Genomic DNA, 24,982 nt, shown 5'->3' with positions numbered 1-24,982 from the left:
GTTGCCGGTCATGGCCCGCCGCGGTATCGGACGACCTCGCTCCCGGGCCTCGGTCTCGGGCCTCTCCACGGAAGAGGACATCCTTCTCGCCTCGGCCACGCTGTTCTGCGAGGTGGGCTACGGCTCGACGAGCACCTACGCCATCGCCGAGGCCGCCGGCACCTCCCAGGCCACGATGTACCACTACTTCGCCGGCAAGCACTCCATCCTGCTCGCGCTGCTGCTGCGCACCGTGCAGCCCTCGACCGTGGTGGCGACGGCGTTGCTGGGCCGCGACGAGCCGGCGGAGGTGCGGCTGTGGGCGCTGTGCGCCTTCGACGTGCGGCTGCTGGCCTCCGGGGAGCAGAACACCGGCTCGCTCTACCTGCTCCCCGAGCTCTCCGACGAGCGGTTCGCGCAGTTCCATGCCGAGCGCCAGCGGCTGGCCGACGTGTACGCCGCGCTGGTCGCCGGGGTGGCCGGCCAGGAGCAGGATCGTGGGGAGCAGGACAGTGGGGAGCAGGACAGTAGGGAGCAGGACAGTGCGGACGACTCCTGGCTGGTCTTCGGGCTGGTGGAGTCGGTGATCCTGCGGCGCCGTACCGGGGGATGCGAGCCCGACGCCGCGACCCGGATCGCCGACGCGGCGCTGCGGGTGGTGGGCGTTGCCGAGGAGCGGATCGCGGCCGTGCGCTCCGAGGCCGAGGAGCTGCTGCGCGCGCTGGAGGATGTAACACAGATGTGAGGTTGCGGGGACGCCGCCGGAAACATCTCGGCGTCTCAATGGTGGCACTACCTGTCGGTCGATCGAAAGTCGGTCGGGGCCCCGGCAGGCCACCGTCAAAGGACCTCTCATGATCATCACCGGAGTCATGCTCACCGTCGTGCTCATGCTGGTCGTCGGCATCGCCGTGTCCCGCAAGGTCGACGGCGACAGTGCCAACTACCTCGTCGCCGGCCGCTCGCTGGGCGTGCCTCTGGTCGCGGTGGCGCTGACCACCGCCGCGGTCGACAGCAACGCCACGGTCGGCAACACCGACCTCAGCTCGGCGTACGGGTTCTGGGCCGGCGCCTCGCTCGCCCTCGGCCTCGCGATCTGCCTCGCGCTGTCCGGGCTGTTCCTCGCCAAGCCGATGAACCGGATGGGGCTCTACACCCTCGGTGACTTCTTCGCCCGGCGCTACGACCGTCGGGTGGAGGTGACGGCGTCGCTGCTGATGATCTTCGCCTTCACCATCCTGCTCGCCGGCAACCTGGTCGCGATGGGCTTCATGGTGGAGTACTTCACCCCGCTGGGCTACGAGCTGGGTGTCGTCCTGGCGGTGCTGCTGGTGCTCGCCTACACCATCGGCGGCGGCCTGTTCTCCGACGCCTACACCGCCGTCATCCAGGCGGTGATCACCGTGGTGGCCACGGCGGCGCTGTTCGTCTGGGTGGCCACGGAGTACGGGCTGTCGCTGCCCGTCGGCATGGGGCCCTTCGACCTCGGCCAGCTCACCGACACCTCCCAGGGCGCCGCGGTCAACTGGGCAACCCTGGTCTCGCTCGGCATCGGCGACCTGGTGGCCATCGACTTCATGCAGCGGATCTTCGCCGCCCGCACCCCCGAGATCGCGCAGCGCTCCTGCTACCTCGGCGCCGCGATCACCGCCGGGATCGGCGTCGTGTGGTCCCTGATCGCGCTCAGCACGACCGACGCGCTCGGGCTCAGCCTCGACGACGGCCCCGTGATGTACCAGCTGCTCGACGGTCCTGCTCCCGCGCTGATCGCGGTGCTCTCCCTGTCCGGCATCGTGGCCGCCTCCTTCTCCACCGCCTCGGGTGCGATCCTGGCCACCTCGGCAGTCGCGGTCCGCAACGTCCTGGGCGTCCGGCGGGTCGTGGCCCAGGGCCAGGCGGACCCGCTGCTGCGCTGGACCCGGATGGCGATGGTGCCGGTGGTGGTGCTCGGGGTCTACTTCGCGATCAGGGTGAGCGAGACCGGGATCCTGCTGACCCTGGCCTTCGACCTGATGCTCGCGTGCCTCATCGCCCCGTTCATCCTGGGGCTCTTCTGGAAGGGATCGACCTCGATGGCGGCCCTCGTCGGCTGCGGTGCCGGCCTGGTCGTCCGAGTGATCCTGCTGGCGCTGACCCCCACGCTGTACGGCGTGCCGAACACCCTGTTCTTCCTCGACAACGACCTCGTCGGCACCGGCTTCGACGGCTGGGCCACCTTCGTTGCCTTCGGCGCCGGGGCCGGGGCGTTCGTGCTCACCGCGCTGGCCACCCGCTCCCACGACGCGGAGGAGACCGGGCTGCGGCACGCCGACCGCTTCGCCGAGGAGCCCCTTCCCGAGCCGGCCGCATGATGGCGCTGGCACCGGTCGGCAACGTCGTCCTGGTGGTCGTCGACATCCAAGGTGGCGGCGACCCGGACACCCACTCCGTCGGCCTGGGCTACATGGCGGGGCGGCCCGAGCGCAACGCCCGGGCCGTGGACCTGGTCGCCGCCTTCCGGGACAAGGGGGTGCCGGTGGTGTTCATCCAGGAGGTGCACAAGCCCTCGCTGGTCGACATCGGCCGAGAGCTGGACGGTGCGGAGGGTCCGCACTGCCTGGAAGGGGCTCGCGGGACCGAGCTGCACCCCGGGCTCGACCCACGTCCCGAGGAGTACCTGATCCGCAAGCGCCGCTACTCCGCCTTCTTCGGCACCGAGCTCGACCTGGTGCTGCGCGGCTACCGGGCGGAGACGGTGGTCCTGGTCGGCGGGATGACCGACGTGTGCATCCACTACACCGCGGTGGACGCCCACCAGCTCGGCTACCGCGTCCGGGTCGTCACCGACGTCGTCCTGGGCTCGGGGGAGGAGCTGCACCGGGCTGCCCTGCGCGCCATGTCGCGTCTCCAGGACGGCGTGCTGGTGTCCCGGTCGGAGGTGGCCGACTGGCTGGCGGGGGTGCCCGCCGGAGCCGAAACCGGTCGTTAACAGAAGTCGTCGCTCCTTGAAACTATCAATCGATAGTTTTCAGGCACCTGGTCATCCCGCCTCGAGGAAGCGCGCCCACCATGAAGAACTTGTTGCGTCTCACCGCCCTGGCCACTGTCTCCGCGCTGGCGCTGACCGGCTGCTCGGGCGGGTCCACCCCGGGGGGCAGCACCGCCAGTGCCGCAGACACCACCCTCAACCTGGCGTTCCTGGGTGACATCCCGCCCCCGGACCCGGACACGGCGTACGACGGCGCGGAGCTCAACCTGGCCAACAGCGCCTACGAGGGCCTGCTGGGCTACCAGTCCGGGCAGAGCGAGGCGGAGCTGGTCGGCAAGCTGGCCACCGAGTGGGAGGCCAACGACGACAACACCGTCTTCACCTTCACGCTGCGCGAGGACGTGACCTTCCACGACGGCACGCCGTTCGACTCCTCCGCGGTGAAGGCGTCGTTCGACCGTCGTACGGCGGTCGGCGAGGGACCGGCCTACATGGTCGCGGGGGTGACCAAGGTGGAGACGCCGAGCCCCAGCGAGGTGGTGATCACCCTCGAGGCACCGAACTCGTCGTTCCTGGACCTTCTCGCCTCGCCGTTCGGCCCCAAGATGATCAGCCCCCAGGCGCTGAAGGCGCACCCGGTCGAGGCCGGCGCCGACACCGACTGGTTCGACACCCACGACGCCGGCACCGGCCCCTTCACCTACGGAGACTTCCAGCCGGGCGTCGCCTACGAGCTCGAGGCGTTCGCCGACTACTGGGGCGAGCCGGCCGGCTACCAGGCGGTCCGCTTCGACGTGATGTCGAGCATGTCCACGATCCAGCTCAAGCTCGGCAACGGCGAGCTCGACGGACTGATCGGCTACAGCGACGACGCCTCCTTCCGCGAGCTCTCCAAGAACCAGGACCTGGAGGCTTACGCCTTCCCCAGCATGCAGACCCCGACGCTCTTCGTGAACCCCAAGAGCGCCGCCCTGGGGGACCAGGCGACCCGCGTGCAGCTGTTGTCCGGGATCGACTTCCCCGCGCTGGCCGAGAAGGCGCTGGGCGAGACCGCGGAGCCGACCGACGAGGTCTTCCCCAAGAACCTCCTGCCGGCCGAGGGCAACAAGCAGGTCATCGAGCCTGACCCCGACGCCCTGGACACCCTCGCCGCGGGCGCGTTGTCGGGTCGGACCATCTCGTGCGGCTACGCCGAGAGCACGCCGGCCGCCCAGGTGCTCTGCGACAACCTGGCCGCCGTCCTGAACGGGGCGGGCATCAAGACCAAGAGCGTCGGCTTCGCTCCGGGCGCCTACTACGAGGCGCTCGCCAAGGGCGCCTCCGCACCGGACGTCACCTTCTTCACCGGCTTCCCCGACACTGCGCACCCGGACGCCTGGGGCTTCGTGTTCTACACCCCCGGCGGCGGTCTCGACCTGTTCGGTGCGGAGGTGCCCGGCCTGGCAGACCTGCTCGCCAAGGCGGTCGAGACCAACGACCTCCAGGCGTACGGCGAGGCTGCGCGCATGGTCAGCGAGTCCGGCCTCTGGTACTCCGTGGCGACCAAGAAGGGCACCGCGGTCTTCTCCGACGACGTGGCCGGCGTCGACGAGGCGTGGCACCCGGTGATCACCGACGTGCTCGACCTCTCGCTCGTCAGGCCGACCCCGTGACGGAGCAGGCGACGGGGCCAGTGACGGAGCCGGCGACGGGCCCGGCCACCGACGCGGCGCTGCGGGTGGAGGAGCTCACGGTGCGCTACGCCCCGCGGGGGTCGGCCCGGTCGGCCCGGCCGGCGGGACCGGTCGCGCCGGCGGTCGAGCAGGTGTCGTTCACCATCGAGCCCGGGCAGTGCCTGGGCCTGGTGGGGGAGTCCGGCTCGGGGAAGTCGACCATCGGCTCTGCGGTCCAGGGACTCCTGGCGCGCACCCCCGGTGTGGTGACCGAAGGGTCCATCGTCGTGGCGGGCACCCGGCTCGACCCGTCGGACGAGCGGCAGTGCCGTGCGGTCCGGGGGGACCTGGTCACCACGGTGTTCCAGGACCCGATGTCCTCCCTCGATCCGACCATGACGATCGGCCGGATGCTGCGGCTGGTCACCGGCAGCCGGGAGGAGAGCCTGCGCTGGCTGGAGGAGGTCGAGATCCGACACCCGGCGGCGGTGCTGAAGAGCTATCCGCACCAGCTCTCCGGCGGCATGCGCCAGCGGGTCATGATCGCGATGGCCCTGGCCCGGCGACCGGCCGTGCTCGTCGCGGACGAGCCGACCACCGCGCTCGACGTCAGCGTGCAGGCGCAGGTGCTGCGACTGCTGGACCGGGAGCGCCTGGGACTCGCCCTTTTGTTCATCACCCACGACCTCGGGGTGGCCGGGGCGATCTGCGACGACGTCGCGGTGATGCGGCACGGCCGGATCGTCGAGCAGGGCGCGGCCGCCGGGGTGCTGGGGGAGCCGACCCACGACTACACCCGGCGGCTGGTGGCCTCCCGGCTCACGCTGGAGACGGACCGGAGCCGACCGACCGGCCTGCCCGAGCCGACCGTGGTCGCGGCCATGAGCGAGGCGACCGGGCGCAGTCCCGAGGTGCTCACCCGGGACTGGGAGAGCGGTGACCTGGGCTGGAACGGGTTCGGCCGCCACCTGCCCTCGCCGGGACGTGTGCCGGCACTGGAGCTGGCGCTGGTCACCAAGTCCTTCACCAGCGGCGGCTTCGGCCGCAAGCGGCGCACGTCGGTGCTGCACGGAGTCGACCTGCGGGTCGCACAGCAGGAGAGCGTCGCGCTGCTCGGGGAGTCCGGCTCGGGCAAGTCCACGATCCTGCGGATCGCCGCCGGCCTGGAGCGGCCCGACTCCGGAGACGTGGTGGTCGACAGCCGCCGCGGCGAGGGGGTCCAGGTGATCTTCCAGGACGCGGGTGCCTCGCTCACCCCGTGGCTCACGGTGCGCTCCTTGCTGCTCGAGCGGCTGGCCAACACCGCCACCGGGCGGGCGCTCGGCTCGACCGAGCGGGAGGACCGCGTCCGGCTCGCGCTCGAGCGGGTCGCGCTGCCCGAGGCCGTGCTGGATGCCAAGGCGGGGCAGCTCTCGGGCGGCCAGCGCCAGCGGGTCGCGATCGCGCGCGCCGTCGTGGTGCCGCCGGCGCTGCTGCTGTGCGACGAGCCCACCAGCGCCCTGGACGTGTCCGTGGCCTGCACGGTGCTCAACCTGCTCAACCTGCTGCGTCACGACCTCGGGCTCTCGATGCTCTTCGTCACCCACGACGTCGCCGCGGCCCGGGTGGTCGCCGACCGGATCGACGTGATCAGCGAGGGACGGATCGTCGAGCAGCGACCCGCGGCGGAGCTGCAGGCCGTCACCAGCGACTACGGAAGGAAGCTCCTCGATGCCGTCCTCGCCTGAAGCCCTCGTGCTGCGCCGTCTCGGGCGGCGCGCGGTCCGGTCGCCCGGTCGAGGTGCCGGGGTGCCGCGCCTCGGGGTCCGGGTGCCCTACGTCCTGCTCGGGCTGCTGGTGCTGGCCGCGGTGGTCGGCCCCTGGCTCTCGCCGTACCGCACCGACGTCCCGTCGGGGGAGGCCTACCTCGCGCCGTTCAGCGCCGGCCACCTGCTGGGCACCGACAACCTCGGCCTCGACCTGGCGACCCGGGTGCTGTCCGGCATGCGGATCAGCCTCTTCGCCGCCGTGGTGGTCACCGGCGTGGCGGCCGTCGTCGGCCTGGTCGTCGGCACTCTCGCCGGCTACGCCGGCGGCTGGGTCGACAGCCTGCTGATGCGGGTCACCGACCTGTTCCTGGCCTTCCCCGCGACCATCGTCGCGATGGCGATCGTCGCCGGGCTGGGGCCGGGCCTGACCAGCTCGATGATCGGCATCAGCGTCGTGTGGTGGCCGCTCTACGCCCGGATCGTGCGCGGCGAGGTGCGTCGCGCCAGTCGCAGCCTGCACGTCGAGGCGGCGCGGACCAGTGGCACCACGGGGTGGCGACTGCTCACCCGGCACGTCGTGCCCACGGTGCTGCCCACCGTCCTGGTCACTGCCAGCCTCGACATCGGCGCGGTGGTGATGACGCTGGCGGCTCTGGCCTTCATCGGCCTCGGCTCGCCGGCACCCTCCCCGGAGCTGGGACTGATGGCCTCGGGCGGCATGGACTACGTGCTGTCGGCCTGGTGGATCCCGGTCGTCCCCGGCATCGCCGTCGGCGTGCTGGCCCTGATCTTCAACTACGTCGGCGACAGCGTCCGTACGACGCTGCGCGCGAAGGAGGCCTGACATGCTGCGCTTCACCCTGTTCCGGGTCGCCTCCCTGGTGCCGGTGCTGCTCGCCCTGAGCGTGCTGGTCTTCCTGGTCAGCCACTTCGGCGGTGGCGACCCGGTGCACGCCTACCTGGGGGCCAACGCGTCCCAGGACGCGGTCGAGGCCACGCGGGCCCGCCTCGGGCTCGACGACCCGCTGGTCGTGCAGTACTGGAACTACGTCAGCGGCATCCTGACCGGCGACCTGGGCCAGAGCCTGTCGACGCGACGCTCGGTGTCCTCCGAGCTCGCCACCCGGATCCCGGCGACGCTCGAGCTCGCCCTCGCCACGGTGGTGCTGTCCATCCTGATCGGTGTCGGGCTGGCGCGTGCCTACGCCCTGGACGGCCGGGGCGCCGGCTGGCTCCGGTTCGTGCTCTTCAGCGCGGCGAGCGCGCCGGCGTTCCTGGTCGCCACGGCAGGCGTGGTCCTCCTCGCCGTGCAGGTCGACCTGCTTCCCGTCTCCGGTCGCACGTCGTACGGCGCGTCGGAGGGGTTGACCGGCCTGTACGTCCTCGACGGCCTCCTGACCGGCAACCTCGCCTACTCCCTCGACGCGCTGAAGCACCTGGCGCTGCCCGCGCTCGCCGGCAGCCTCGGTCCCGGTGTGGCGCTGGCCCGGGTGCTCGCGGACGGACTCTCCACGAACCTGGCCTCCAAGCACGCCCAGACCGCTCGTTCCCTGGGCGAGACGGAGTCCCAGGTGCTGCGACGGCACGGTCTGCGCAACGCCGCCAGCCCGGCGCTCAGCCTGCTCGGCGTCCAGGTCGGGATGATGCTCTCCAGCCTCGTCGTCGTGGAGTCGATCTTCTCCTGGAACGGCCTGGGCCAGTACCTGGTGCGCGCCATCAACACCGCCGACACCAGCACCGTGGCCACCGTCAGCCTGCTCCTCGGCGCGACGTACGTCGTGATCAACACGCTCGTGGACCTGGGCCTGGCCGCCCTGGACCCCAGGGCCCGGCTCAGCTGACCCGGGCGCCCCGACTGACCGGGAGCGCCGTCCCCGATCCCCCCATCAAGCCCATCCACATGAGTGAGGAAGTCCCATGCCCCAAGTGCAGAGCCCGTGGCAGGTCACGGAATGGTCCCCGAGCGACGAGCTGAAGCCCGTCGGCAACGTCGTCCTGGTCGTCGTCGACATCCAGGGCGGCGGGTTGGAGAACCCGTTCACCCCCACCCGCCCCGAACAGACCTTCATGCCCGGGCGCGCCGAGCGCAACGCCCGCGCCGTGGACCTGGTCGCCGCCTTCCGGGACAAGGGGGTTCCGGTGGTATTCATCCAGGAGGTGCACAAGCCGTCCCTGGTCGACATCGGGCGGGAGCTCGACGGAGCCGAGGGGCCGCACTGCATCGAGGGGGAGCAGGCGACCGAGCTGCACCCCGGGATGGACCCGCGGCCCGAGGAGTACCTGATCCGCAAGCGCCGCTACTCCGCCTTCTTCGGCAGCGAGCTGGACCTGGTGCTGCGTGGCTACCACGCGGAGACCGTGGTCCTGATCGGCGGCATGACGGACGTGTGCATCCACTACACGGCGGTGGACGCCCACCAGCACGACTACCACTTCCGCACCGTGACCGACCTCGTCGTCGGTTCCGGTGAGGAGCTGCACGAGGCCGCGCTGCGCGCCATGAAGTACCTCCAGCGGGACTCCCTCGTCACCAGCGGCGCCGTGACCGACTGGCTCGCCGCGCTGCCCGCGCCGACCGCCACCACCCTCGAGGAGATCGCATGAACATCCAGGGCAAGACCGCACTCGTCGTCGTCGACTTCCAGGGGGGCGACCTGTCCGGTCCCTTCTGCACCTACACCGCCGAGCAGCGCGACAAGGCCGAGGCCATCGTCGCCGCGTGCCGCGAGAGCGACGTCCCGGTGGTGTGGATCCAGGAGGTGCACAAGCCGCACCTGACCGACATCGGGCGCGAGCTCGACGGCTCCGAGGGCCCGCACTGCATCGAGGGCGACCCGCAGAACGAGATCGCGCACGGGCTCGGCCCCGTGGGCGAGGAGTTCCACATCAGGAAGCGCCGGTACTCCAGCTTCTTCGCCACCGAGCTGGACATCGTGCTCAAGGCCTACGGGGCGGAGAGCCTGATCCTCATCGGCGGCTTCACCGACATCTGCATCCTCTACACCAGCGTCGACGCCCACCAGCGCGACTTCTTCATCAACGTCGTCACCGACGTGGTCGCCGGGTCGAGCGAGCAGGCGCACGACGACGCGCTGAAGATGATCAACTACCTGCAGCGCAAGGCCCTGGTCACCTCCGAGGAGGTCATGGGCTGGCTGGCGTCGCGTCCCGTGATGGTGTGACCCGTCCAGGGGACGGGCGTCGGCTGCCGCGCAGCTTCTGGGCGCTGTGGACCACCGTCCTGGTGCTCTCGATCGGCCGGTTCGTCGCGCCGCTCCTGGCGTCCTGGCTCGCCAGCGAGCGGGACCTGGGGGCCACGACGATCGGGTTGGTCACCGCGACCTTCGGCGCGGGCGGGGTGGTCGCCAGCCTGGCTGGCGGCTACCTCGCCGACCGCCTCGGGCGGCTCGGCCTGATCGTCGCCGGCCAGGTGGCCTCGGCACTGCTCCTGGTGGTGCTGGCCCAGCCCTTGGGCACCGGCCCGTTGGCGGGGGTCCTGCTGCTGTACGGGATCGCCTGCCACATCGGCAACGCGGCACTCAGCTCGCTGGTGACCGAGCGGGTCGAGCCGGCCCAGCGCGAGCGCGCCTACAGCCTCTACGTGTGGGCGATGAACGCCGGCTGGGCGGTGGGTCCGATCCTCGCCAGCTGGCTGGCGGGCTGGTCCTTCGCCGCGGTGTTCTACCTCGAGGCAGCGCTGCTGCTCGGGGTCCTGGTCGTCCTGGTCCCGAGCCTGCGGAGCGGTTCGGCACCTCCGCCCGGCGGAGCCCCGATCACCGTGCGCACCGCGTACGGCGAGCTGCTGCGGGACCGGGTCTTCCTGGTCTTCACCGTGACCATGACGGCCTACATGGTCGTCTACATCCAGGGCACCACCACGCTCCCGGTGGTGATGGACCACGCCGGCTTCTCGGTCCCGCAGTACGGCGTGCTGCTCACCGTCAACGGGGTCATCCTGTGTCTCTTCCAGCTGCCGCTGGTCCGGCTCCTGGAGCGGGTGCCGAAGTCCACGGTGCTCGGCTGCGCCGTTGCCCTGACCGCGGCGGGGTACGTCGTGCAGGTGTTCGCCGCCGCGTGGTGGCACTACGCCGCCGCCACGGTGCTGTGGACGCTGGGGGAGCTCGGCATCTTCCCGGTCGCCGCCACCGTGGTGGCCGACATCGCGCCGCCGCGTCTGCTCGCGACGTACCAGGGCTTCTACTCCATGACCTGGACCGTGGGACGGACCTTGGCGTCGCTCGTCGGTGGCCTGGCGCTGGGAGGGCTCGGCGCCCGCGGTCTGTGGATCAGCTGCGTCGTGGTGCTGCTGGGGACCATGTGGGTCCTGGTGGCGACCCGGCACGACCGCCAGGCACGTGAGCGCGCAGGGCGGGCCGCTGCGCAGGGCCGGACCAGCGACGTCCGAGGACAGCAGGACCCGGCCGGGGCGCCGCTCAGCGCACCAGCGTGAGCACGGCGTCGCGCAGCAGCGGAGCGAGCTGCTCGCCGGTGACGCTGGGATCCACGATGCGGCGGAGGATGACGCCCTCGACCAGCGTCAGCACGACGTCGCTGATGCCTCGGGCGTCCTCGACCGGCCGTCCTGCTTCGTTCAGCGCTCCCTCGACCAGCACCTGGTAGGCGCGGCGCAGGTCCCGGTGCTGCGCGTCGAGCTCGGCGTCGATCTGCTCGGCCCGGACGTCGGGCAGGTAGCCCAGGTGAGCGAGGTTCGGTCCGTCGCAGAGCAGCTTCACGTCGAACTCGACCAGCCGTGCCAGACGCTCGACGGCACTGAGCCCGGCGTCCTCGATCAGGGCGGCCGAGGTCTCCACCGAGGCCCGGATCGGTTGGGCCAGGACCTCCAGCAGGATGTCGGCCTTGACCTTGAAGTGGGCGTAGAGCGAGGGCTGCCGGATGCCCGCCCTGGCGGCGATGTCGCGCGTGGTGGTGCCCGCGTAACCCTGGGAGAGGAAGAGCTCGGTCGCGGCCTCGATGATGCGCGCGCGACCGGTGCCGCGGCGGACGGGTTCGGCGCTCATGCGAGCCCGAGCTGGGCGTACCCGCTCTGCAGCGCCCCTGCGAACCGCCAGTCGTCGGTCGGCCACGGCCAGGTCGCCGCCGCGATCGCCCGCTCGATCGGGACGCCCTCGGAGCCCAGCTGCTGGATGGTGTCCGCCACCTGCGCGATCTCGGCGCGCTGCCCCCGGACCCATTCCTTGTCCACGGGTACGCCGTGCCCCGGCACGACGGTGGAGCGGTCGTCGATCAGGTCCAGGACGACGTCGATGGTGGCGGGCCAGTCGAGCGGGTAGCTGTGGTCGGTGTAGACCGGTGGCCCGGTCTCCTCCAGCAGGTCGCCCGCCTGGAGCAGGTTGGCGTCCGGCACCCAGGTGACCAGGTCTCCGGCGGTGTGCCCACGACCGGGGTGCACGAGCTCCACGGTGCGGCCCCCGAGGTCGAGGGTGGTCCGTCCGACGAACGGGCGGTCGGGTGCGACGACGTCCGTCTGGAGGATCTCCGGGGTCCGCGGGTCGGCCAGCTCCCCGGCGGCCACCTGGGCGGCGAAGCGAGCCTTGAAGGCGACCGCCGAGCTCAGCGTGTGGTCCGTGGCGTGCTGGGTGGCGTGGATGGGGACCGGGCCGTAGGCCGACCGGACGGCGGCGTTGCCGAAGGTGTGGTCGAAGTGCTCGTGGGTGTTGACCACGACCGTGACCTCTCCCAGGCCGGCGCGTCGGATGTGGTCGATGACACCGACCGCCGCCCTGGTGGAGGCATGGGTGTCGATCATGAGCAGGCCCGCGCCGCCCTCGATGACCGTGATGTTGACGTCGTGCCACTCGTAGCGCGCGACCCAGATTCGGTCGCCGACCTCGTGGAAACCCGTGTCGTAGCCCAGCATGGGCTCAACCTATCGCTTGACAGTTTCAGGCGTGTTTCGTCGCGGGGAGCACACAGAACTCGTTGCCAGAGGGATCGGTGTAGGACCGCCACGGCAGCGCGCCCCAGTCGACCTCCAGCCGTGCGCCTCCCCGCTCGGTGATGTGCGCCTCCACGTCGTCGGCGTCCTCGCCGGACTCCAGTCGGACGTCGAGGTGGAGCCGGTTCTTGGCCGCTGTCTTGCCGGTCGTCTCCTGGCACAGCTCGAGCAGCGGACCCAGCCCGGACTCGTGGCGCAGTGCGTGGGGCGCGCTGCCGGGGACCTCGCGCCAACCGGTCAGCCAGGACCAGAACGCCGCGTCCCGACCCGGGTCCGCGGAGTGCAGGGGCAGCGCGGCGATCGGGCCGCTGCCGGCGTACTCCGGGCGCTCCTCCACGACGCAGCAGGGGATGCCCTCGGGGTCGGCGAGCACCGCCCAGGGCACGTCGCCCTGTCCCAGGTCCAGGCGGCGGGCACCCAGCGCGAGGAGCCGCTTCACCTCCTCGGCCTGGCGCTCCCCGCCCGCGAGGTCGACGTGCAGCCGGGGCGGGTCGAGCGTCGGGTCGGCGACGGGCTGGAAGCACAGGTCGAGCGTCGGTCCCCCCGGGACGGCGAGCCGCGTCTCGAAACCGGCGGGCTCGTCGGTCAGCCGCTCACCGCCCACCGCGGACTCCCAGAACCGCCCGAGCAGCCGTGGCTCCATGGCGTCGAAGACGACGTTCTCCAGGTACATCCGCTCACCGTAGAGCGGGGGAGCTGGCGGCGCACGCCGATTCTGGTCCGCTAGTCACCCTTGACGTTCACGATCTGGCGCAGCGTGTGGCGCACCTCCACCAGGTCCTTGGCGTCGTTCATCACCACGTCGATGTCCTTGTAGGCGTTCGGGATCTCGTCGATGAACTCCCTCGACCCCGACCACTCGATGCCCGCCATCGACTCGACCAGCTGGTCGTAGGTGAACGTCCGCTGCGCGTGCCGCCGTCCGTACTCCCGCCCCGCCCCGTGCGGGGAGGAGTTGAGCGCGAGGCGGTTGCCCTTGCCCTGCACCACGTAGGAACGCGTGCCGATGCTGCCCGGGATCAGGCCCCACGTCCCCTGGGAGGCGTCGATGGCGCCCTTGCGGGAGAGCCACACGGTCTCGCCGAAGTGCTCCTCCTGCTCGGTGTAGTTGTGGTGGCAGTTGATCCGCTGCGACTCCACGACTGCACCGCCGACCCATTCGCCGAAGCAGTGGGCGAGGCGATCCATCATCTCCTCCCGGTTGAGCAGGGCGAAGTGCTGGGCCCACCGCAGCTGGTCCAGGTAGGTCCAGAACTCGGGATCGCCCTCGACGAGGTAGGCCAGGTCGGGGTGGGGGAGCTTGATGTAGCGCTGTGCGCACAGGCGCTGCGCGACCTTGATGTGATGGGTCGCGATCTTGTTGCCCACGCCGCGGGACCCCGAGTGCAGGAACAGCCACACCCGGTCCTCCTCGTCGAGGCTGACCTCGATGAAGTGGTTGCCCGAGCCGAGCGTGCCGAGCTGCAGCCGCCAGTTGGCGGCGTAGCGAGCCGGATCGAAGCCGGCGCGCTCGGCGCGGGCCTCCAGGTTCGCGACCCGCGACCGGGTGTGCTCACGCGTCACCGCGGCGTTGTACCGGCCCGCCGACAGCGGCACTGCACCTTCGACCGCTTCGCGGAGCGGCCGCCGATCGGCGGGCAGGTCGGCTGCGACGTACTGGGTGCGGACGGCGATCATCCCGCACCCGATGTCCACTCCGACCGCAGCGGGCATGATCGCGCCGCGGGCGGGCAGGACGGCCCCCACGGCGCAGCCCCTGCCCAGGTGCGCGTCCGGCATCAGGGCGACGTGGGGGTAGATGAAGGGCATCTCGCTGGTCATCTGAACCTGCGCCCGGGTCGCGTCCTCGAGGATGCTCGCCCAGTTGAGGAAGCGCTTGGTGATCTGTTCCATGTCCGCAGCCTTCCGCACCGGTCAAACGAAATTCTCGCACCTGGCCGAGGCGCGGATCCGCCACGTTTGCTCCTCGCTTCGCCGGGCACGGTGGGTCCATGACGACGACATCCGAACGACCGCCGGCACTCGTGCGCTGGACCCTGCGACTGGAGGGTGCCTCGGTGCTCGACCGCCCGGTGGCTGCCCTCCAGCCACACGTCCAGACGCTCTTCGCCTCGGGGGTGAAGGGTCAGGTGCTGCGCGGCGACTGGCTCGGTCACGCCCTCCACCCGCTGCTCACCGACCTGGTCGTGGGCAGCTGGACCTCGGCCAGCCTGCTCGACGTGCTGGGGCGGGGCCGCTGGGCCGCCCCCGCCCAGGCCCTGGTGGGCACCGGGCTCGCCGCCGCGGTCCCGACCGCCTGGACGGGCTGGGCCGAGTGGTCCGAGGCATCGTCGAGGGAGAAGCGCGTGGGGCTGGTGCACGCGGTCAGCAACGGCGTCGCCATCGGCGCCTACGCGGCCTCCTGGCGGGCCCGCCGTCAGGGCCGCCAGGCCGCCGGGGTCAAGCTCGGCCTGCTCGGCTACGCGATCTCCGGCGCCGGCGCCTACCTCGGCGGTCACCTCGCCGAGGCCCGCAAGGTGGGCAGCCACCACCCGGCGTTCGACGCGACACAGGTCTGAGTGGCCGGCGGCGGGACCGATAGCATCGACCTGTCCTCACCCAGCCGAACCAGGAGCTACCCCGTGCCCGAGATCAAGGTCGTCCGCATCCACGCCGGTGAGCGTCAGGAGCAGACCACCACGAGTGGCACCAAGGCCTGGCAGCTGTTCGCCGACGACGCCGAGGTGATCGCGGCGCGGGTGGGGGGCCAGCTGCGCGACCTGGCGCACGAGCTCTCCGACGGCGACGAGGTCGAGGGCGTGGCGATCGACTCCGCCGACGGCCGCGACATCCTGCGCCACTCCACCGCCCACGTGATGGCCCAGGCCGTGCAGCAGATCTGGCCCGAGGCCAAGCTCGGCATCGGGCCGCCGGTGGAGAACGGCTTCTACTACGACTTCGACGTCGAGACCCCGTTCGTGCCCGAGGACCTGGCCAAGATCGAGACCGCGATGCGCAAGATCATCAAGGAGGGTCAGCGCTTCGACCGCCGCGTCACCACCGACGCCGACGCCATCCGCGAGCTCCAGGACGAGCCCTACAAGCTCGAGCTGATCGGGCTCAAGGGCTCCGGGCACGCCGAGGGCGCGGCCGAGGGGGCCGCCGTCGAGGTCGGCGCGGGCGAGCTGACCATCTACGACAACGTGCGCCGCAACGGCGACGTGGCCTGGTCCGACCTGTGCCGCGGTCCGCACCTGCCGACCACCAAGCGCATCCCGGCGTTCAAGCTGATGCGCTCGGCGGCGGCGTACTGGCGCGGCGACGAGAAGAACAAGCAGCTCCAGCGCATCTACGGCACCGCCTGGGAGTCCAAGGAGGCGCTCGAGGAGCACCTGCACCGGATCGAGGAGGCCGAGCGCCGAGACCACCGCAAGCTCGGCCGCGACCTCGACCTGTTCAGCTTCCCCGACGAGATCGGCTCCGGGCTGCCGGTCTTCCACCCCAGGGGCGGCGTGATCAAGCGGGCGATGGAGGACTACGTCCGGCAGCGGCACATCGAGGAGGGCTTCGAGTACGTCGGCACCCCGCACATCGCCAAGGAGGGCCTGTTCTACACCTCCGGCCACCTGCCGTACTACGGCGAGGGCATGTTCCCCGCCCTCGACGTCGACGGCATGGACTACCGGCTCAAGGCGATGAACTGCCCGATGCACAACCTCATCTACCGCTCCCGGCAGCGCTCCTACCGTGAGCTGCCGCTGCGCCTGTTCGAGTTCGGCAGCGTCTACCGGCACGAGAAGTCCGGAGTCGTGCACGGCCTGACCCGGGTGCGCGGCTTCGCCCAGGACGACTCCCACTCCTACTGCACCCCCGAGCAGGCTCCCGAGGAGGTCGAGCACCTGCTCAACTTCATGCTCAGCGTGCTGCGCGACTTCGGTCTCGACGACTTCTACCTCGAGCTGTCCACCCGCGACGCCGCCAAGGACAAGTTCATCGGCTCCGACGAGGACTGGGCGACCGCGACCCAGGTGCTCGAGGACGTCGCCACCCGGACCGGCCTGGAGCTCGTGCCCGACCCCGGAGGCGCCGCCTACTACGGCCCCAAGATCTCCGTCCAGGCGCGCGACGCGATCGGCCGGACCTGGCAGATGGGCACCGTCCAGTACGACTTCAACCAGCCGTCCGCGGACCGCTTCAACCTGGAGTACGTCGCCGCCGACGGCTCGCGGCAGCAGCCGGTGATGATCCACTCGGCCAAGTTCGGGTCGATCGAGCGGTTCCTCGGCGTCCTGGTCGAGCACTACGCCGGCGCGTTCCCGCCGTGGCTCGCCCCCGTCCAGGTGCAGGCGATCCCGATCGCCGAGCGGCACAACGACTACCTCTTCGAGGTGGCCAAGCGGATGAAGCCCCTGGGCCTGCGGGTCGAGGTGGACGACTCCGACGACCGGATGCAGAAGAAGATCCGCAACGCCCAGCTGCAGAAGGTGCCGTTCATGATGATCGCCGGTGACGACGACGTCGAGGCCGGGGCCGTCTCCTTCCGCTACCGCGACGGGCGCCAGGACAACGGGGTGCCGCTGGAGGAGGCCATCGAGCGGGTCGCCGCCGCGGTGGCCACCCGCGAGCAGGTCTGACCACGATGGCCGCCGAGCAGGAGCACCCGGAGGCGCACCAGGACGGGATCGGCCGTCCCGACGACCTCGAGCGGCTCTGGACGCCGTACCGGATGGCCTACGTCCGGGGCGAGAACAAGCCCGCGGACCCCTCCAGCGAGCAGTGCCCGTTCTGCAGGATCCCCTCGCTCGACGACGTGGACGGGCTGGTGGTGCACCGCGGGGAGACCGCCTTCGTGGTGCTCAACCTCTACCCGTACGCCTCGGGACACCTCATGGTCTGCCCCTACCGGCACATCGCGGACTGGACGGAGACCACGGACGAGGAGGCGGTGGAGATCGGCCGGCTGACCAGGAAGGCCATGCTGGTGCTGCGCTCGGTGTCCCGGGCCGAGGGCTTCAACATCGGGATGAACGCCGGCACCGCCGGCGGTGCCGGAATCGCCGCCCACCTGCACCAGCACGTGGTGCCCCGCTGGATCGGCGACTCCAACTTCATGCCGATCATCGGCCACACCAAGACCCTGCCCCAGCTGCTCACCGACACCCGCGCCCTGCTCGCCGACGCGTGGCAGTGACGACGCCATGACCGATGCCGCGCTGGCCTCCGACCTCGTCCGCGAGGCCGGGGCGCTCGCGCTCGGCATGCGCGTCGCCGGGCTCAGCGTCGAGCGCAAGACGAGCGTCTCCGACGTCGTCACCGCCGCCGACCGGGCCGCGGAGCGTCTGGTCCTGGAACGGCTGCGCGCCGAGCGGCCCGACGACTCGATCGTGGGGGAGGAGGGGGCCGCCCACACCGGCTCCAGCGGCCGGACCTGGGTCATCGACCCGGTCGACGGCACCTACAACTTCCACCGTGGCCTGGAGTGGTGGTGCTCGGCGCTCGCCCTCTCCGACGGGGACGAGCTCGTCCTCGGCGCCGTCCACCACCCGCACGAGGACGCCACCTACGTGGGCGGACCGGGCCTGGCACCCACCCGCAACGGCGTCGCGCTGGCCCCGCTGGTCGACGTACCCCTGGCGCAGGCCTGCCTGACCACCTACCTGCACCCGCCCTTCTACGGCGGCCCGGTCGGTGAGGCGTTCGGACGCGCGGTGCGGGGAGCGGCGACCCTGCGGATGATGGGCTCGGGCTCCATGGACGCGATGGCGCTGGCCCAGGGACGGGTCGACGTCCTGGTGCAGCACTCCGTGCCGGTCTGGGACGAGCTCCCGGGCGCGGCCGTCATCCGAGGCGTGGGGGGCACCACCAGCCGGGTGTCGGCCGGGGGCGTGGAGTGGTACGTCGCGGGCGTCCCCACCGCCGTGGCGGAGGTCTGTCAGGCACTCACCGGCCAGGGCCGGTAGCCTGCTCCCGACATGCTGGAACACTTCAGAGGCTTCATCACCAAGGCCCTCATCGCCCCCGTCGCCCGAGTCCTGCTGCGCCTGGGGCTCACCCCGGACGCGATCACCCTCATCGGCACGGTGCTCACCTGCGCCGCCGCGCTCTACTGGGCCCCGCGCGGCCACCTGATCACCGCGCTGGTCGTGGTCACCGTCTTCGCGCTCTTCGACCTGCTGGACGGCACCATGGCCCGGCTGAGCGGGCGTACCAGCGACTTCGGCGCCTTCCTGGACTCCACGCTGGACCGGATCGCCGACGCCGTCGTCTTCGGCTCCGTGCTGCTCTACTTCGCCGGTCCCGGCGACATGGTCCTGGGCCAGGCGACCGCGCTGTGGTGCCTGGTCACCGGTGCCACCACCTCCTACGCCCGGGCTCGCGCGGAGTCCGTGGGCTACACCGCCCGGGTGGGGCTGATGGAGCGGGCGGACCGGCTGGTCCTGCTGGGCGTCTTCGCGCTCGCCGCCGAGATCGCCGACGAGCCCGCCGTGCTCGCCTACGGCCTGGGCCTGCTGGGGGCGCTGAGCACGGTGACGGTGGTGCAGCGCATCCTGACGGTGCGCAACCAGGCGCTCGCCAGGGCGAGGGCCGCCGAGGCGGGCTGACCGGTGTCGAGCGCTGGCGGGGGAGCGGAGATCGTCCCGACCGAGCGGCGCACCGCGTTCGCGCTGCGCGCCGACGGTCAGCTCCAGTCCTACGTCGACCTGGCCGACCCGCTGCACCTCGCCTTCGACTACGTACGACGTCTCGGCGACGTGCTGGACGCCGTCGACCCGCCGGGAGAGCCGTTGCGGGTGGTGCACGTCGGGGGAGCGGCCATGAGCCTGCCGCGCTACGTCGCCGCCACCCGTCCCCGGTCGGCCCAGATCGTGCTCGAGCCCGACACCGAGACCACCGAGCAGGTCCGCGCGCACCTCCCGCTGCCGCCACGCAGCGGCATCAAGGTCCGGCCGCAGGACGGGCGCACCGGGCTGGGCGCGCTGCGCCCGGACAGCGCCGAGGTGATCCTCGTCGACGCGTTCGACCGCGGCCGGGTGCCGGCCGACCTGGTCACCGTGGAGGCCTTCACCACGATGCGCGGCGTGCTCCTCGACGGTGGACTGCTGCTGTTCAACCTGGTCGACCGCGCGCCGTTCGCCTGGAGCCGACGGGCGCTGGCCGCGGGGCGCAGCGTATTCGACGCCACCGCGCTGCACGTGGAGCCGGCGGTCCTGAAGGGACGGCGCGCCGGCAACGTCCTCCTCCTCGCCTCGACGCGGCAGCGGTCCCTCGACACGGTGCACGCGCGGCTGAGTGGGCGCCAGAGCGGGTTCCGGGTGCTGGCGGGAACCCGGGTCGGTGACTTCTTCGGTGGCGGAGTGCCCTTCACCGACTCCGACACCGAGGCGTCCGGCGCGCCCTGAGGCGGCCGCCCAGGCTGGCCGTGCGCGCCGGGCTGCCCGCACTGCGGGCGTGGCGGGTCCTCGCGGGCCGCGCGCCTACGATCAACACATGACCGAAAACACCCCCCAGGCTCCACAGGCCAGCACCGGCACGTCCCGCGTCAAGCGCGGCATGGCGGAGATGCTGAAGGGCGGCGTGATCATGGACGTCGTCACCGCGGAGCAGGCCAAGATCGCGGAGAACGCCGGGGCCGTGGCGGTGATGGCGCTGGAGCGGGTCCCCGCGGACATCCGCGCCCAGGGCGGGGTCTCCCGGATGAGCGACCCGGACATGATCGACTCGATCATCGAGACGGTCTCCATCCCGGTCATGGCCAAGGCACGGATCGGTCACTTCGCCGAGGCACAGGTCCTGGCCAGCCTGGGGGTGGACTACATCGACGAGTCCGAGGTGCTCACCCCCGCCGACTACGCCAACCACATCGACAAGTGGGACTTCACCGTGCCGTTCGTGTGCGGCGCCACCAACCTGGGTGAGGCGCTGCGCCGGATCACCGAGGGGGCGGCGATGATCCGCTCCAAGGGCGAGGCCGGCACCGGTGACGTCTCCAACGCGGTCACCCACATGCGCACCATCAGGGCCGAGATCCGGCGTCTGGGAGCGATGGCGCCCGACGAGCTGTACGTCGCGGCCAAGGAGCTGCAGGCGCCGTACGAGCTGGTCCGGGAGGTCGCCGAGGCCGGCAAGCTGCCGGTCGTGCTGTTCACCGCCGGGGGCATCGCCACGCCGGCGGACGCGGCGATGATGATGCAGCTGGGTGCCGAGGGGGTGTTCGTGGGGTCGGGGATCTTCAAGTCCGGCAACCCCGAGCAGCGCGCGGAGGCGATCGTCCAGGCCACCACGTTCTACGACGACCCCAGCGTGGTCGCGAAGGTCTCCCGCGGCCTCGGCGAGGCGATGGTGGGCATCAACGTCGACGAGCTGCCCCAGTCGCACCGGCTCTCCGAGCGCGGCTGGTGACCGAACCCGACGCCAGACGCCGCGCCGAGGACGGCCTGCGCCACCTGGCCCGGCTCCAGGTGCGCACCGGGCTGCACCCACCCGAGACCGTGCTCGCCGAGCTGGTCGAGGCGATCGAGGTCGAGCTCCCGGGGACCGATCCCCAGGTGCTGGCCCGGGCGTGGATCGCCGCGGAGACCGCCGCGCTGCGCGCCGAGGCAGCACGGTGGCCGGAGGTCACCGGTCACGACCGGCTGGTCAGCGCGCTGACCGATCTGCGCAACCGCGGGGTGGCGGTCCGGGCCGGGGTGGCCGACCGCGCCGCCGCGGGACGAGACCTCGACCCCGGTGAGCTGCGCGGCGTCCTGTGGTTCACCCACCCCGACGTGTGGCACTCCCTGGACCACGGGGTGCTCGAGGTCACCCTGTGCCACCCCGACCTCACCGACGCGGTGCCGGGCGACGACCTGCTGTCCGGGGTGCTGAGGGTGCTGGCCCGCCACCAGGTGCCGGCGGCCTTCGAGCGCGGCCGGCTGCTGCTCTCGGTGACCTGGCAGGCGCGGCCGTGACCGCGGCGCCCACGATCGGGGTGTTCGCCCTCCAGGGCGACGTGCGCGAGCACCTGGCCACCCTGGGGTCCCTCGGCGTCCGCGCGGTGCGGGTACGCCGCCCCGAGGAGCTGGCGGCGTGCCACGGCCTGGTGCTGCCGGGAGGGGAGTCCACGACGATGGCGAAGCTCGCGGTGACCTTCGGCCTGATGGAGCCGCTGCGCGCGCGGATCGCGGAGGGGATGCCCGTCCTCGGCACCTGCGCGGGGATGATCCTGCTCGCCGACCGGATCGAGGCAGGCACCCGCGACCAGGTGAGCATCGGCGGGCTCGACGTCACCGTGCGGCGCAACGCCTTCGGGCGCCAGGCCGAGAGCTTCGAGCAGGACCTGGACCTCGCGGGGCTCCAGGACCCGGTCCACGCGGTGTTCATCCGGGCTCCCTGGGTGGAGCAGGCAGGCCCCGCGGTCGAGGTGCTGGCGCGGGTGCAAACGGCCCCCGACGCGAGCCGGGACGCCGTGGGTAGGATCGTGGCCGTCCGGCAGGGTTCGGTGCTGGCCACGTCGTTCCACCCCGAGGTGGGTGGCGACGGGCGCGTCCACGGATTGTTCGTGGACGCGGTGCGCCGGGCTTGACCCCGCAGACCATCGCAGCGAGCAGAAGAGGGACTGATGTCTGGCCACTCCAAATGGGCGACCACCAAGCACAAGAAGGCGGCCGTCGATGCCAAGCGCGGCAAGCTGTTCGCCAAGCTGATCAAGAACATCGAGGTCGCGGCGAAGATGGGCGGCGGCGACCTCTCCGGCAACCCCACGCTCTACGACGCGGTCCAGAAGGCGAAGAAGTCCTCGGTCCCCAACGACAACATCGACCGCGCCGTCAAGCGCGGCTCCGGTGCGGAGGCGGGCGGCGCTGAGTACTCCACGATCATGTACGAGGTCTACGGCCCCCAGGGCGTCGCCCTGCTGGTCGAGTGCCTGACCGACAACCGCAACCGCGCCGCGATGGAGGTCCGCACCGCGGTCACCCGCAACGGCGGCACGATGGCGGATCCCGGCTCGGTGTCGCGGCTGTTCACCCGCAAGGGCGTGGTGACGGTGCCCAAGAGCCAGGAGTCCCGTGAGGTGACCGAGGACGACCTCCTGGAGGCGACGCTGGACGCCGGGGCCGAGGACGTGAACGACCTGGACGAGTCCTTCCAGGTGCAGTCCGAGGCCACCGACGTGGTGCAGGTGCGCACGGCGCTCCAGGCCGCGGGCATCGACTACGACTCCGCCGACGTGGAGTTTGTGGCCAGCCTGGAGATCCCGGTGGACGCCGAGGCTGCCCCCAAGGTCTTCAAGCTGGTCGACGCGCTGGAGGACCTCGACGACGTGCAGAACGTGTTCACCAACGTGGACGTGCCCGACGAGGTGCTGGCCGAGCTCGAGGACTGAGGCCTGCGCCCCGCGCGTGTCGCGGGTGGATCGGTCCCTCGTCGGGGGATAGCGTGTCGTGCGAACACACGTTCGACGAAAAAGGTGGCTCATGCGTGTCCTGGGGATTGACCCCGGCCTGACCCGGTGCGGAATCGGCATGGTCGAGGGCGAGGTCGGCCGGCCGCTGAGCCTGATCGACGTCAACGTGATCCGCACCAGTGCCGACCAGCCCGTGGCGCTGCGCCTGGTCACCATCGAGAAGGGCATCGACGCCTGGCTCGACGAGTACGCCCCCGACGCCGTCGCCGTCGAGCGGGTCTTCGCCCGCTCCGACTCCAGCACCATCATGGGCACCGCCCAGGCCAGCGGCATCGCGCTGGTGGCCGCGGCGCGCCGGGGTCTCCCGGTGGCCCTCCACACTCCCAGCGAGGTCAAGGCGGCGGTCTCGGGCAGCGGTCGCGCCGACAAGGCCCAGGTCGGTGCCATGGTGACGCGCATCCTGCGGCTGAGCGCCCCGCCCAAGCCGGCGGACGCCGCCGACGCCCTGGCCCTGGCCATCACCCACATCTGGCGCGGTGGCGCCCAGTCCCGCCTCGAGGAGGCGGTGGCCAGGCAGGCCGCCCGCGTCCGGTCCGTCACCACGAGCTCCAGGAGTCTGCGTTGATCGCCTTCGTCCGCGGCCGGGTCGCCGCCGTCACGCCACTGTCCGCGGTCCTCGAGGTGGGGGGCGTCGGCCTGGAGCTGATGTGCACCCCCGGCACCCTGGCCACCCTGCGCCCCGGCCACGAGTCCACGCTGCCCACCTCCATGGTGGTGCGCGAGGACTCCATGACGTTGTTCGGCTTCCTCGACGACGACGAGAAGGGCTGCTTCGAGCTGGTGCAGACCGCCTCCGGCGTGGGCCCCAAGGTCGCCCAGGCCATGCTCGCGGTGCTGACCCCGGACGACCTGCGCCGCGCCATCTCCTCCGACGACGTCAAGACGCTGACGCGGGTGCCGGGAATCGGTCAGAAGGGCGCGCAGCGGATCATCCTCGAGCTCCGGGACCGCATCGGCGCGCCCACGGGCTCCGGCGCCGCGGCCGGCGGCGTCAGCGCGGCCCAGCCCTGGCGGGACCAGGTCCACCAGGGCCTGCTCGGTCTCGGCTGGTCGGCCAAGGAGGCCGACAAGGCCGTCGAGGCGGTCTCCGACGAGGCCGGCGCCCAGCCCGACGTGGGACGCCTCATGCGGGCCGCCCTCCAGACGCTGAGCAAGGCCTGAGGTGGACCCCGAGGAGCTGCTGGCCGCCAGCGAGGAGCGGCACCTGCAGTCGCTGACCGCCGCCGAGGCCGAGGGGGACGAGCGGACCATCGAGGCGGCGCTGCGTCCCCGCACCCTGGACGAGGTGGTCGGGCAGACCCGCGTGCGGGACCAGCTCGGCCTGGTGCTGGAGGCGGCTCGGCAGCGGGGCCGGGCACCCGACCACGTGCTGCTCTCGGGACCGCCCGGCTTGGGCAAGACCACGCTCGCGATGATCATCGCGGCGGAGATGTCCACACCGCTGCGGCTCACCAGCGGACCGGCGATCACCCACGCCGGGGACCTGGCCGCCATCCTGAGCGGGGTGAACGAGGGCGATGTGCTCTTCGTGGACGAGATCCACCGCATGTCCCGGCCCGCCGAGGAGATGCTCTACATGGCCATGGAGGACTTCCGGGTCGACGTGATCATCGGCAAGGGGCCCGGCGCGACGGCGATCCCGCTGGAGATCCCGCCGTTCACCCTGGTGGGAGCCACCACCCGGGCCGGGCTGCTGCCCGGGCCGCTGCGCGACCGGTTCGGGTTCACCGCCCACCTGGAGTTCTACGAGCCGCACGAGCTCGACCTGATCGTGCACCGCTCCGCGGGGCTGCTCGGGGTGAACCTGACCGAGGGTGGCTCGGCGGAGATCGCGTCCCGCTCCCGTGGCACCCCGCGGATCGCCAACCGGCTGCTGCGCCGGGTGCGCGACTACGCCCAGGTCCGCGCCGACGGGGTGCTCTCGCGCGAGGTGGCCCGGGTGGCGCTGGAGCTCTACGAGGTCGACGAGCTGGGCCTGGACCGGCTGGACCGCGCCGTGATCGACGTGCTCTGCCGGCGCTTCGCCGGAGGTCCGGTGGGGCTCTCCACCCTGGCTGTGGCCGTGGGGGAGGAGCGCGAGACCGTGGAGGAGGTGGCCGAACCCTTCCTGGTGCGCAACGGCTTCCTGGCCCGGACCCCGCGCGGGCGGGTCGCGACCGCGGCCGCCTGGGTGCACCTCGGTCTCACCCCGCCGGCCGGTGCGGGCCAGGACGAGGTGCTGTTCGACGAATGACCCCTGCGTAGACTCGTGCTTCG

At 71.7% G+C, this 24,982-nt stretch carries 27 protein-coding genes; 23 read left to right on the top strand and 4 right to left on the bottom strand.

The window, feature by feature from the left end:
- Positions 1-10: 10 nt before the first annotated feature.
- The 10 genes from C0R66_RS10395 to C0R66_RS10350 all read left to right on the top strand — a co-directional run bounded on the left by C0R66_RS10395 (position 11) and on the right by C0R66_RS10350 (position 10,797).
- The gene (locus C0R66_RS10395; protein ID WP_101526187.1) at positions 11-724 is read left to right on the top strand and encodes a TetR/AcrR family transcriptional regulator; all 714 of its coding nucleotides are present in this window, start codon (positions 11-13) and stop codon (positions 722-724) included.
- A 109-nt stretch (positions 725-833) separates the two neighbouring features.
- The gene (locus tag C0R66_RS10390; protein WP_101524633.1) at positions 834-2,330 is read left to right on the top strand and encodes a high affinity choline transporter 1; all 1,497 of its coding nucleotides are present in this window, start codon (positions 834-836) and stop codon (positions 2,328-2,330) included.
- On the top strand, positions 2,327-2,947 hold the full coding sequence (locus C0R66_RS10385; protein WP_101524632.1) for a cysteine hydrolase family protein: 621 nt from the start codon (positions 2,327-2,329) through the stop codon (positions 2,945-2,947). The genes C0R66_RS10390 and C0R66_RS10385 overlap by 4 nt, the downstream gene beginning before the upstream one ends.
- Positions 2,948-3,027: 80 nt before the next feature.
- Positions 3,028-4,599 (top strand): ABC transporter substrate-binding protein, encoded by a 1,572-nt coding sequence (locus C0R66_RS10380; RefSeq protein ID WP_101524631.1) that lies wholly within the window; start codon positions 3,028-3,030, stop codon positions 4,597-4,599.
- 20 nt (positions 4,600-4,619) lie between these two features.
- Positions 4,620-6,326: an ATP-binding cassette domain-containing protein gene (locus C0R66_RS10375; RefSeq protein ID WP_158647990.1), complete on the top strand. Its 1,707-nt coding sequence runs from the start codon at positions 4,620-4,622 to the stop codon at positions 6,324-6,326.
- On the top strand, positions 6,310-7,191 hold the full coding sequence (locus C0R66_RS10370; RefSeq protein WP_114423154.1) for an ABC transporter permease: 882 nt from the start codon (positions 6,310-6,312) through the stop codon (positions 7,189-7,191). The genes C0R66_RS10375 and C0R66_RS10370 overlap by 17 nt, the downstream gene beginning before the upstream one ends.
- A 1-nt stretch (position 7,192) precedes the next feature.
- Complete coding sequence (locus C0R66_RS10365) at positions 7,193-8,188, top strand: ABC transporter permease (RefSeq protein ID WP_101524628.1); 996 nt, start codon at positions 7,193-7,195, stop codon at positions 8,186-8,188.
- Between the two features lie 76 nt (positions 8,189-8,264).
- On the top strand, positions 8,265-8,951 hold the full coding sequence (locus C0R66_RS10360) for a cysteine hydrolase family protein (RefSeq protein WP_101524627.1): 687 nt from the start codon (positions 8,265-8,267) through the stop codon (positions 8,949-8,951).
- Positions 8,948-9,529, top strand: a complete 582-nt coding sequence (locus C0R66_RS10355; protein WP_101524626.1) for a cysteine hydrolase family protein — start codon at positions 8,948-8,950, stop codon at positions 9,527-9,529. The genes C0R66_RS10360 and C0R66_RS10355 overlap by 4 nt, the downstream gene beginning before the upstream one ends.
- The gene (locus C0R66_RS10350) at positions 9,526-10,797 is read left to right on the top strand and encodes an MFS transporter (RefSeq protein WP_158647989.1); all 1,272 of its coding nucleotides are present in this window, start codon (positions 9,526-9,528) and stop codon (positions 10,795-10,797) included. Before C0R66_RS10355 ends, C0R66_RS10350 begins: the two co-directional genes overlap by 4 nt.
- On the opposite strand, the gene C0R66_RS10345 is transcribed toward C0R66_RS10350, so the two are convergent.
- From C0R66_RS10345 to C0R66_RS10330, 4 genes are read right to left on the bottom strand one after another with little or no spacing between them, the layout of a single operon-like run.
- Complete coding sequence (locus tag C0R66_RS10345) at positions 10,781-11,365, bottom strand: TetR/AcrR family transcriptional regulator (protein ID WP_158647988.1); 585 nt, start codon at positions 11,363-11,365, stop codon at positions 10,781-10,783. The two genes, C0R66_RS10350 and C0R66_RS10345, sit on opposite strands and share 17 nt — an antisense overlap.
- Positions 11,362-12,225 carry an MBL fold metallo-hydrolase gene (locus C0R66_RS10340; RefSeq protein WP_101524624.1) on the bottom strand — a complete coding sequence of 288 codons (864 nt, stop codon included), beginning with the start codon at positions 12,223-12,225 and terminating at the stop codon, positions 11,362-11,364. The genes C0R66_RS10345 and C0R66_RS10340 overlap by 4 nt, the downstream gene beginning before the upstream one ends.
- Positions 12,226-12,250: 25 nt before the next feature.
- The gene (locus C0R66_RS10335; protein WP_101524623.1) at positions 12,251-12,976 is read right to left on the bottom strand and encodes a VOC family protein; all 726 of its coding nucleotides are present in this window, start codon (positions 12,974-12,976) and stop codon (positions 12,251-12,253) included.
- Between the two features lie 50 nt (positions 12,977-13,026).
- Complete coding sequence (locus C0R66_RS10330; protein WP_101526185.1) at positions 13,027-14,196, bottom strand: RtcB family protein; 1,170 nt, start codon at positions 14,194-14,196, stop codon at positions 13,027-13,029.
- Positions 14,197-14,294: 98 nt separating this feature from the next.
- Between C0R66_RS10330 and C0R66_RS10325 the strand changes: the two genes are divergently transcribed.
- The 13 genes from C0R66_RS10325 (at position 14,295) to ruvB (ending at position 24,959) form a co-directional block, all read left to right on the top strand.
- Positions 14,295-14,861 carry a DUF2231 domain-containing protein gene (locus C0R66_RS10325; protein WP_101524622.1) on the top strand — a complete coding sequence of 189 codons (567 nt, stop codon included), beginning with the start codon at positions 14,295-14,297 and terminating at the stop codon, positions 14,859-14,861.
- 63 nt (positions 14,862-14,924) lie between these two features.
- Positions 14,925-16,916 carry a threonine--tRNA ligase gene (gene thrS, locus C0R66_RS10320; RefSeq protein ID WP_101524621.1) on the top strand — a complete coding sequence of 664 codons (1,992 nt, stop codon included), beginning with the start codon at positions 14,925-14,927 and terminating at the stop codon, positions 16,914-16,916.
- 5 nt (positions 16,917-16,921) lie between these two features.
- Positions 16,922-17,473, top strand: coding sequence for an HIT family protein (locus C0R66_RS10315; RefSeq protein WP_101524620.1), 552 nt, complete (start codon positions 16,922-16,924; stop codon positions 17,471-17,473).
- 7 nt (positions 17,474-17,480) lie between these two features.
- Positions 17,481-18,242 carry an inositol monophosphatase family protein gene (locus C0R66_RS10310; protein ID WP_101524619.1) on the top strand — a complete coding sequence of 254 codons (762 nt, stop codon included), beginning with the start codon at positions 17,481-17,483 and terminating at the stop codon, positions 18,240-18,242.
- 12 nt (positions 18,243-18,254) lie between these two features.
- Positions 18,255-18,884, top strand: coding sequence for a phosphatidylinositol phosphate synthase (pgsA, locus tag C0R66_RS10305; RefSeq protein ID WP_101524618.1), 630 nt, complete (start codon positions 18,255-18,257; stop codon positions 18,882-18,884).
- Between the two features lie 3 nt (positions 18,885-18,887).
- The gene (locus C0R66_RS10300; RefSeq protein WP_101524617.1) at positions 18,888-19,682 is read left to right on the top strand and encodes a spermidine synthase; all 795 of its coding nucleotides are present in this window, start codon (positions 18,888-18,890) and stop codon (positions 19,680-19,682) included.
- A gap of 88 nt (positions 19,683-19,770) precedes the next feature.
- On the top strand, positions 19,771-20,682 hold the full coding sequence (gene pdxS, locus C0R66_RS10295) for a pyridoxal 5'-phosphate synthase lyase subunit PdxS (RefSeq protein ID WP_101524616.1): 912 nt from the start codon (positions 19,771-19,773) through the stop codon (positions 20,680-20,682).
- Positions 20,679-21,230 carry a DUF6891 domain-containing protein gene (locus C0R66_RS10290; protein ID WP_101524615.1) on the top strand — a complete coding sequence of 184 codons (552 nt, stop codon included), beginning with the start codon at positions 20,679-20,681 and terminating at the stop codon, positions 21,228-21,230. The genes pdxS and C0R66_RS10290 overlap by 4 nt, the downstream gene beginning before the upstream one ends.
- Entirely contained in the window at positions 21,227-21,844 is a 618-nt protein-coding gene (gene pdxT, locus C0R66_RS10285) for a pyridoxal 5'-phosphate synthase glutaminase subunit PdxT (RefSeq protein ID WP_101524614.1), read from the top strand. The genes C0R66_RS10290 and pdxT overlap by 4 nt, the downstream gene beginning before the upstream one ends.
- Positions 21,845-21,880: 36 nt before the next feature.
- Entirely contained in the window at positions 21,881-22,645 is a 765-nt protein-coding gene (locus tag C0R66_RS10280) for a YebC/PmpR family DNA-binding transcriptional regulator (RefSeq protein WP_101524613.1), read from the top strand.
- A gap of 100 nt (positions 22,646-22,745) precedes the next feature.
- Complete coding sequence (ruvC, locus tag C0R66_RS10275; protein WP_199286924.1) at positions 22,746-23,291, top strand: crossover junction endodeoxyribonuclease RuvC; 546 nt, start codon at positions 22,746-22,748, stop codon at positions 23,289-23,291.
- Positions 23,288-23,887, top strand: a complete 600-nt coding sequence (ruvA, locus tag C0R66_RS10270; protein WP_101524611.1) for a Holliday junction branch migration protein RuvA — start codon at positions 23,288-23,290, stop codon at positions 23,885-23,887. The genes ruvC and ruvA overlap by 4 nt, the downstream gene beginning before the upstream one ends.
- Positions 23,888-23,930: 43 nt before the next feature.
- Complete coding sequence (gene ruvB / locus C0R66_RS10265) at positions 23,931-24,959, top strand: Holliday junction branch migration DNA helicase RuvB (protein ID WP_420818787.1); 1,029 nt, start codon at positions 23,931-23,933, stop codon at positions 24,957-24,959.
- The last annotated feature ends 23 nt before the right edge of the window (positions 24,960-24,982 follow it).

Source organism: Nocardioides houyundeii (genome assembly GCF_002865585.1).
Lineage (GTDB): Bacteria > Actinomycetota > Actinomycetes > Propionibacteriales > Nocardioidaceae > Nocardioides > Nocardioides houyundeii.
Note: the sequence above shows the minus strand (reverse complement) of the source record. Positions and strands in the feature narration are given on the sequence as shown.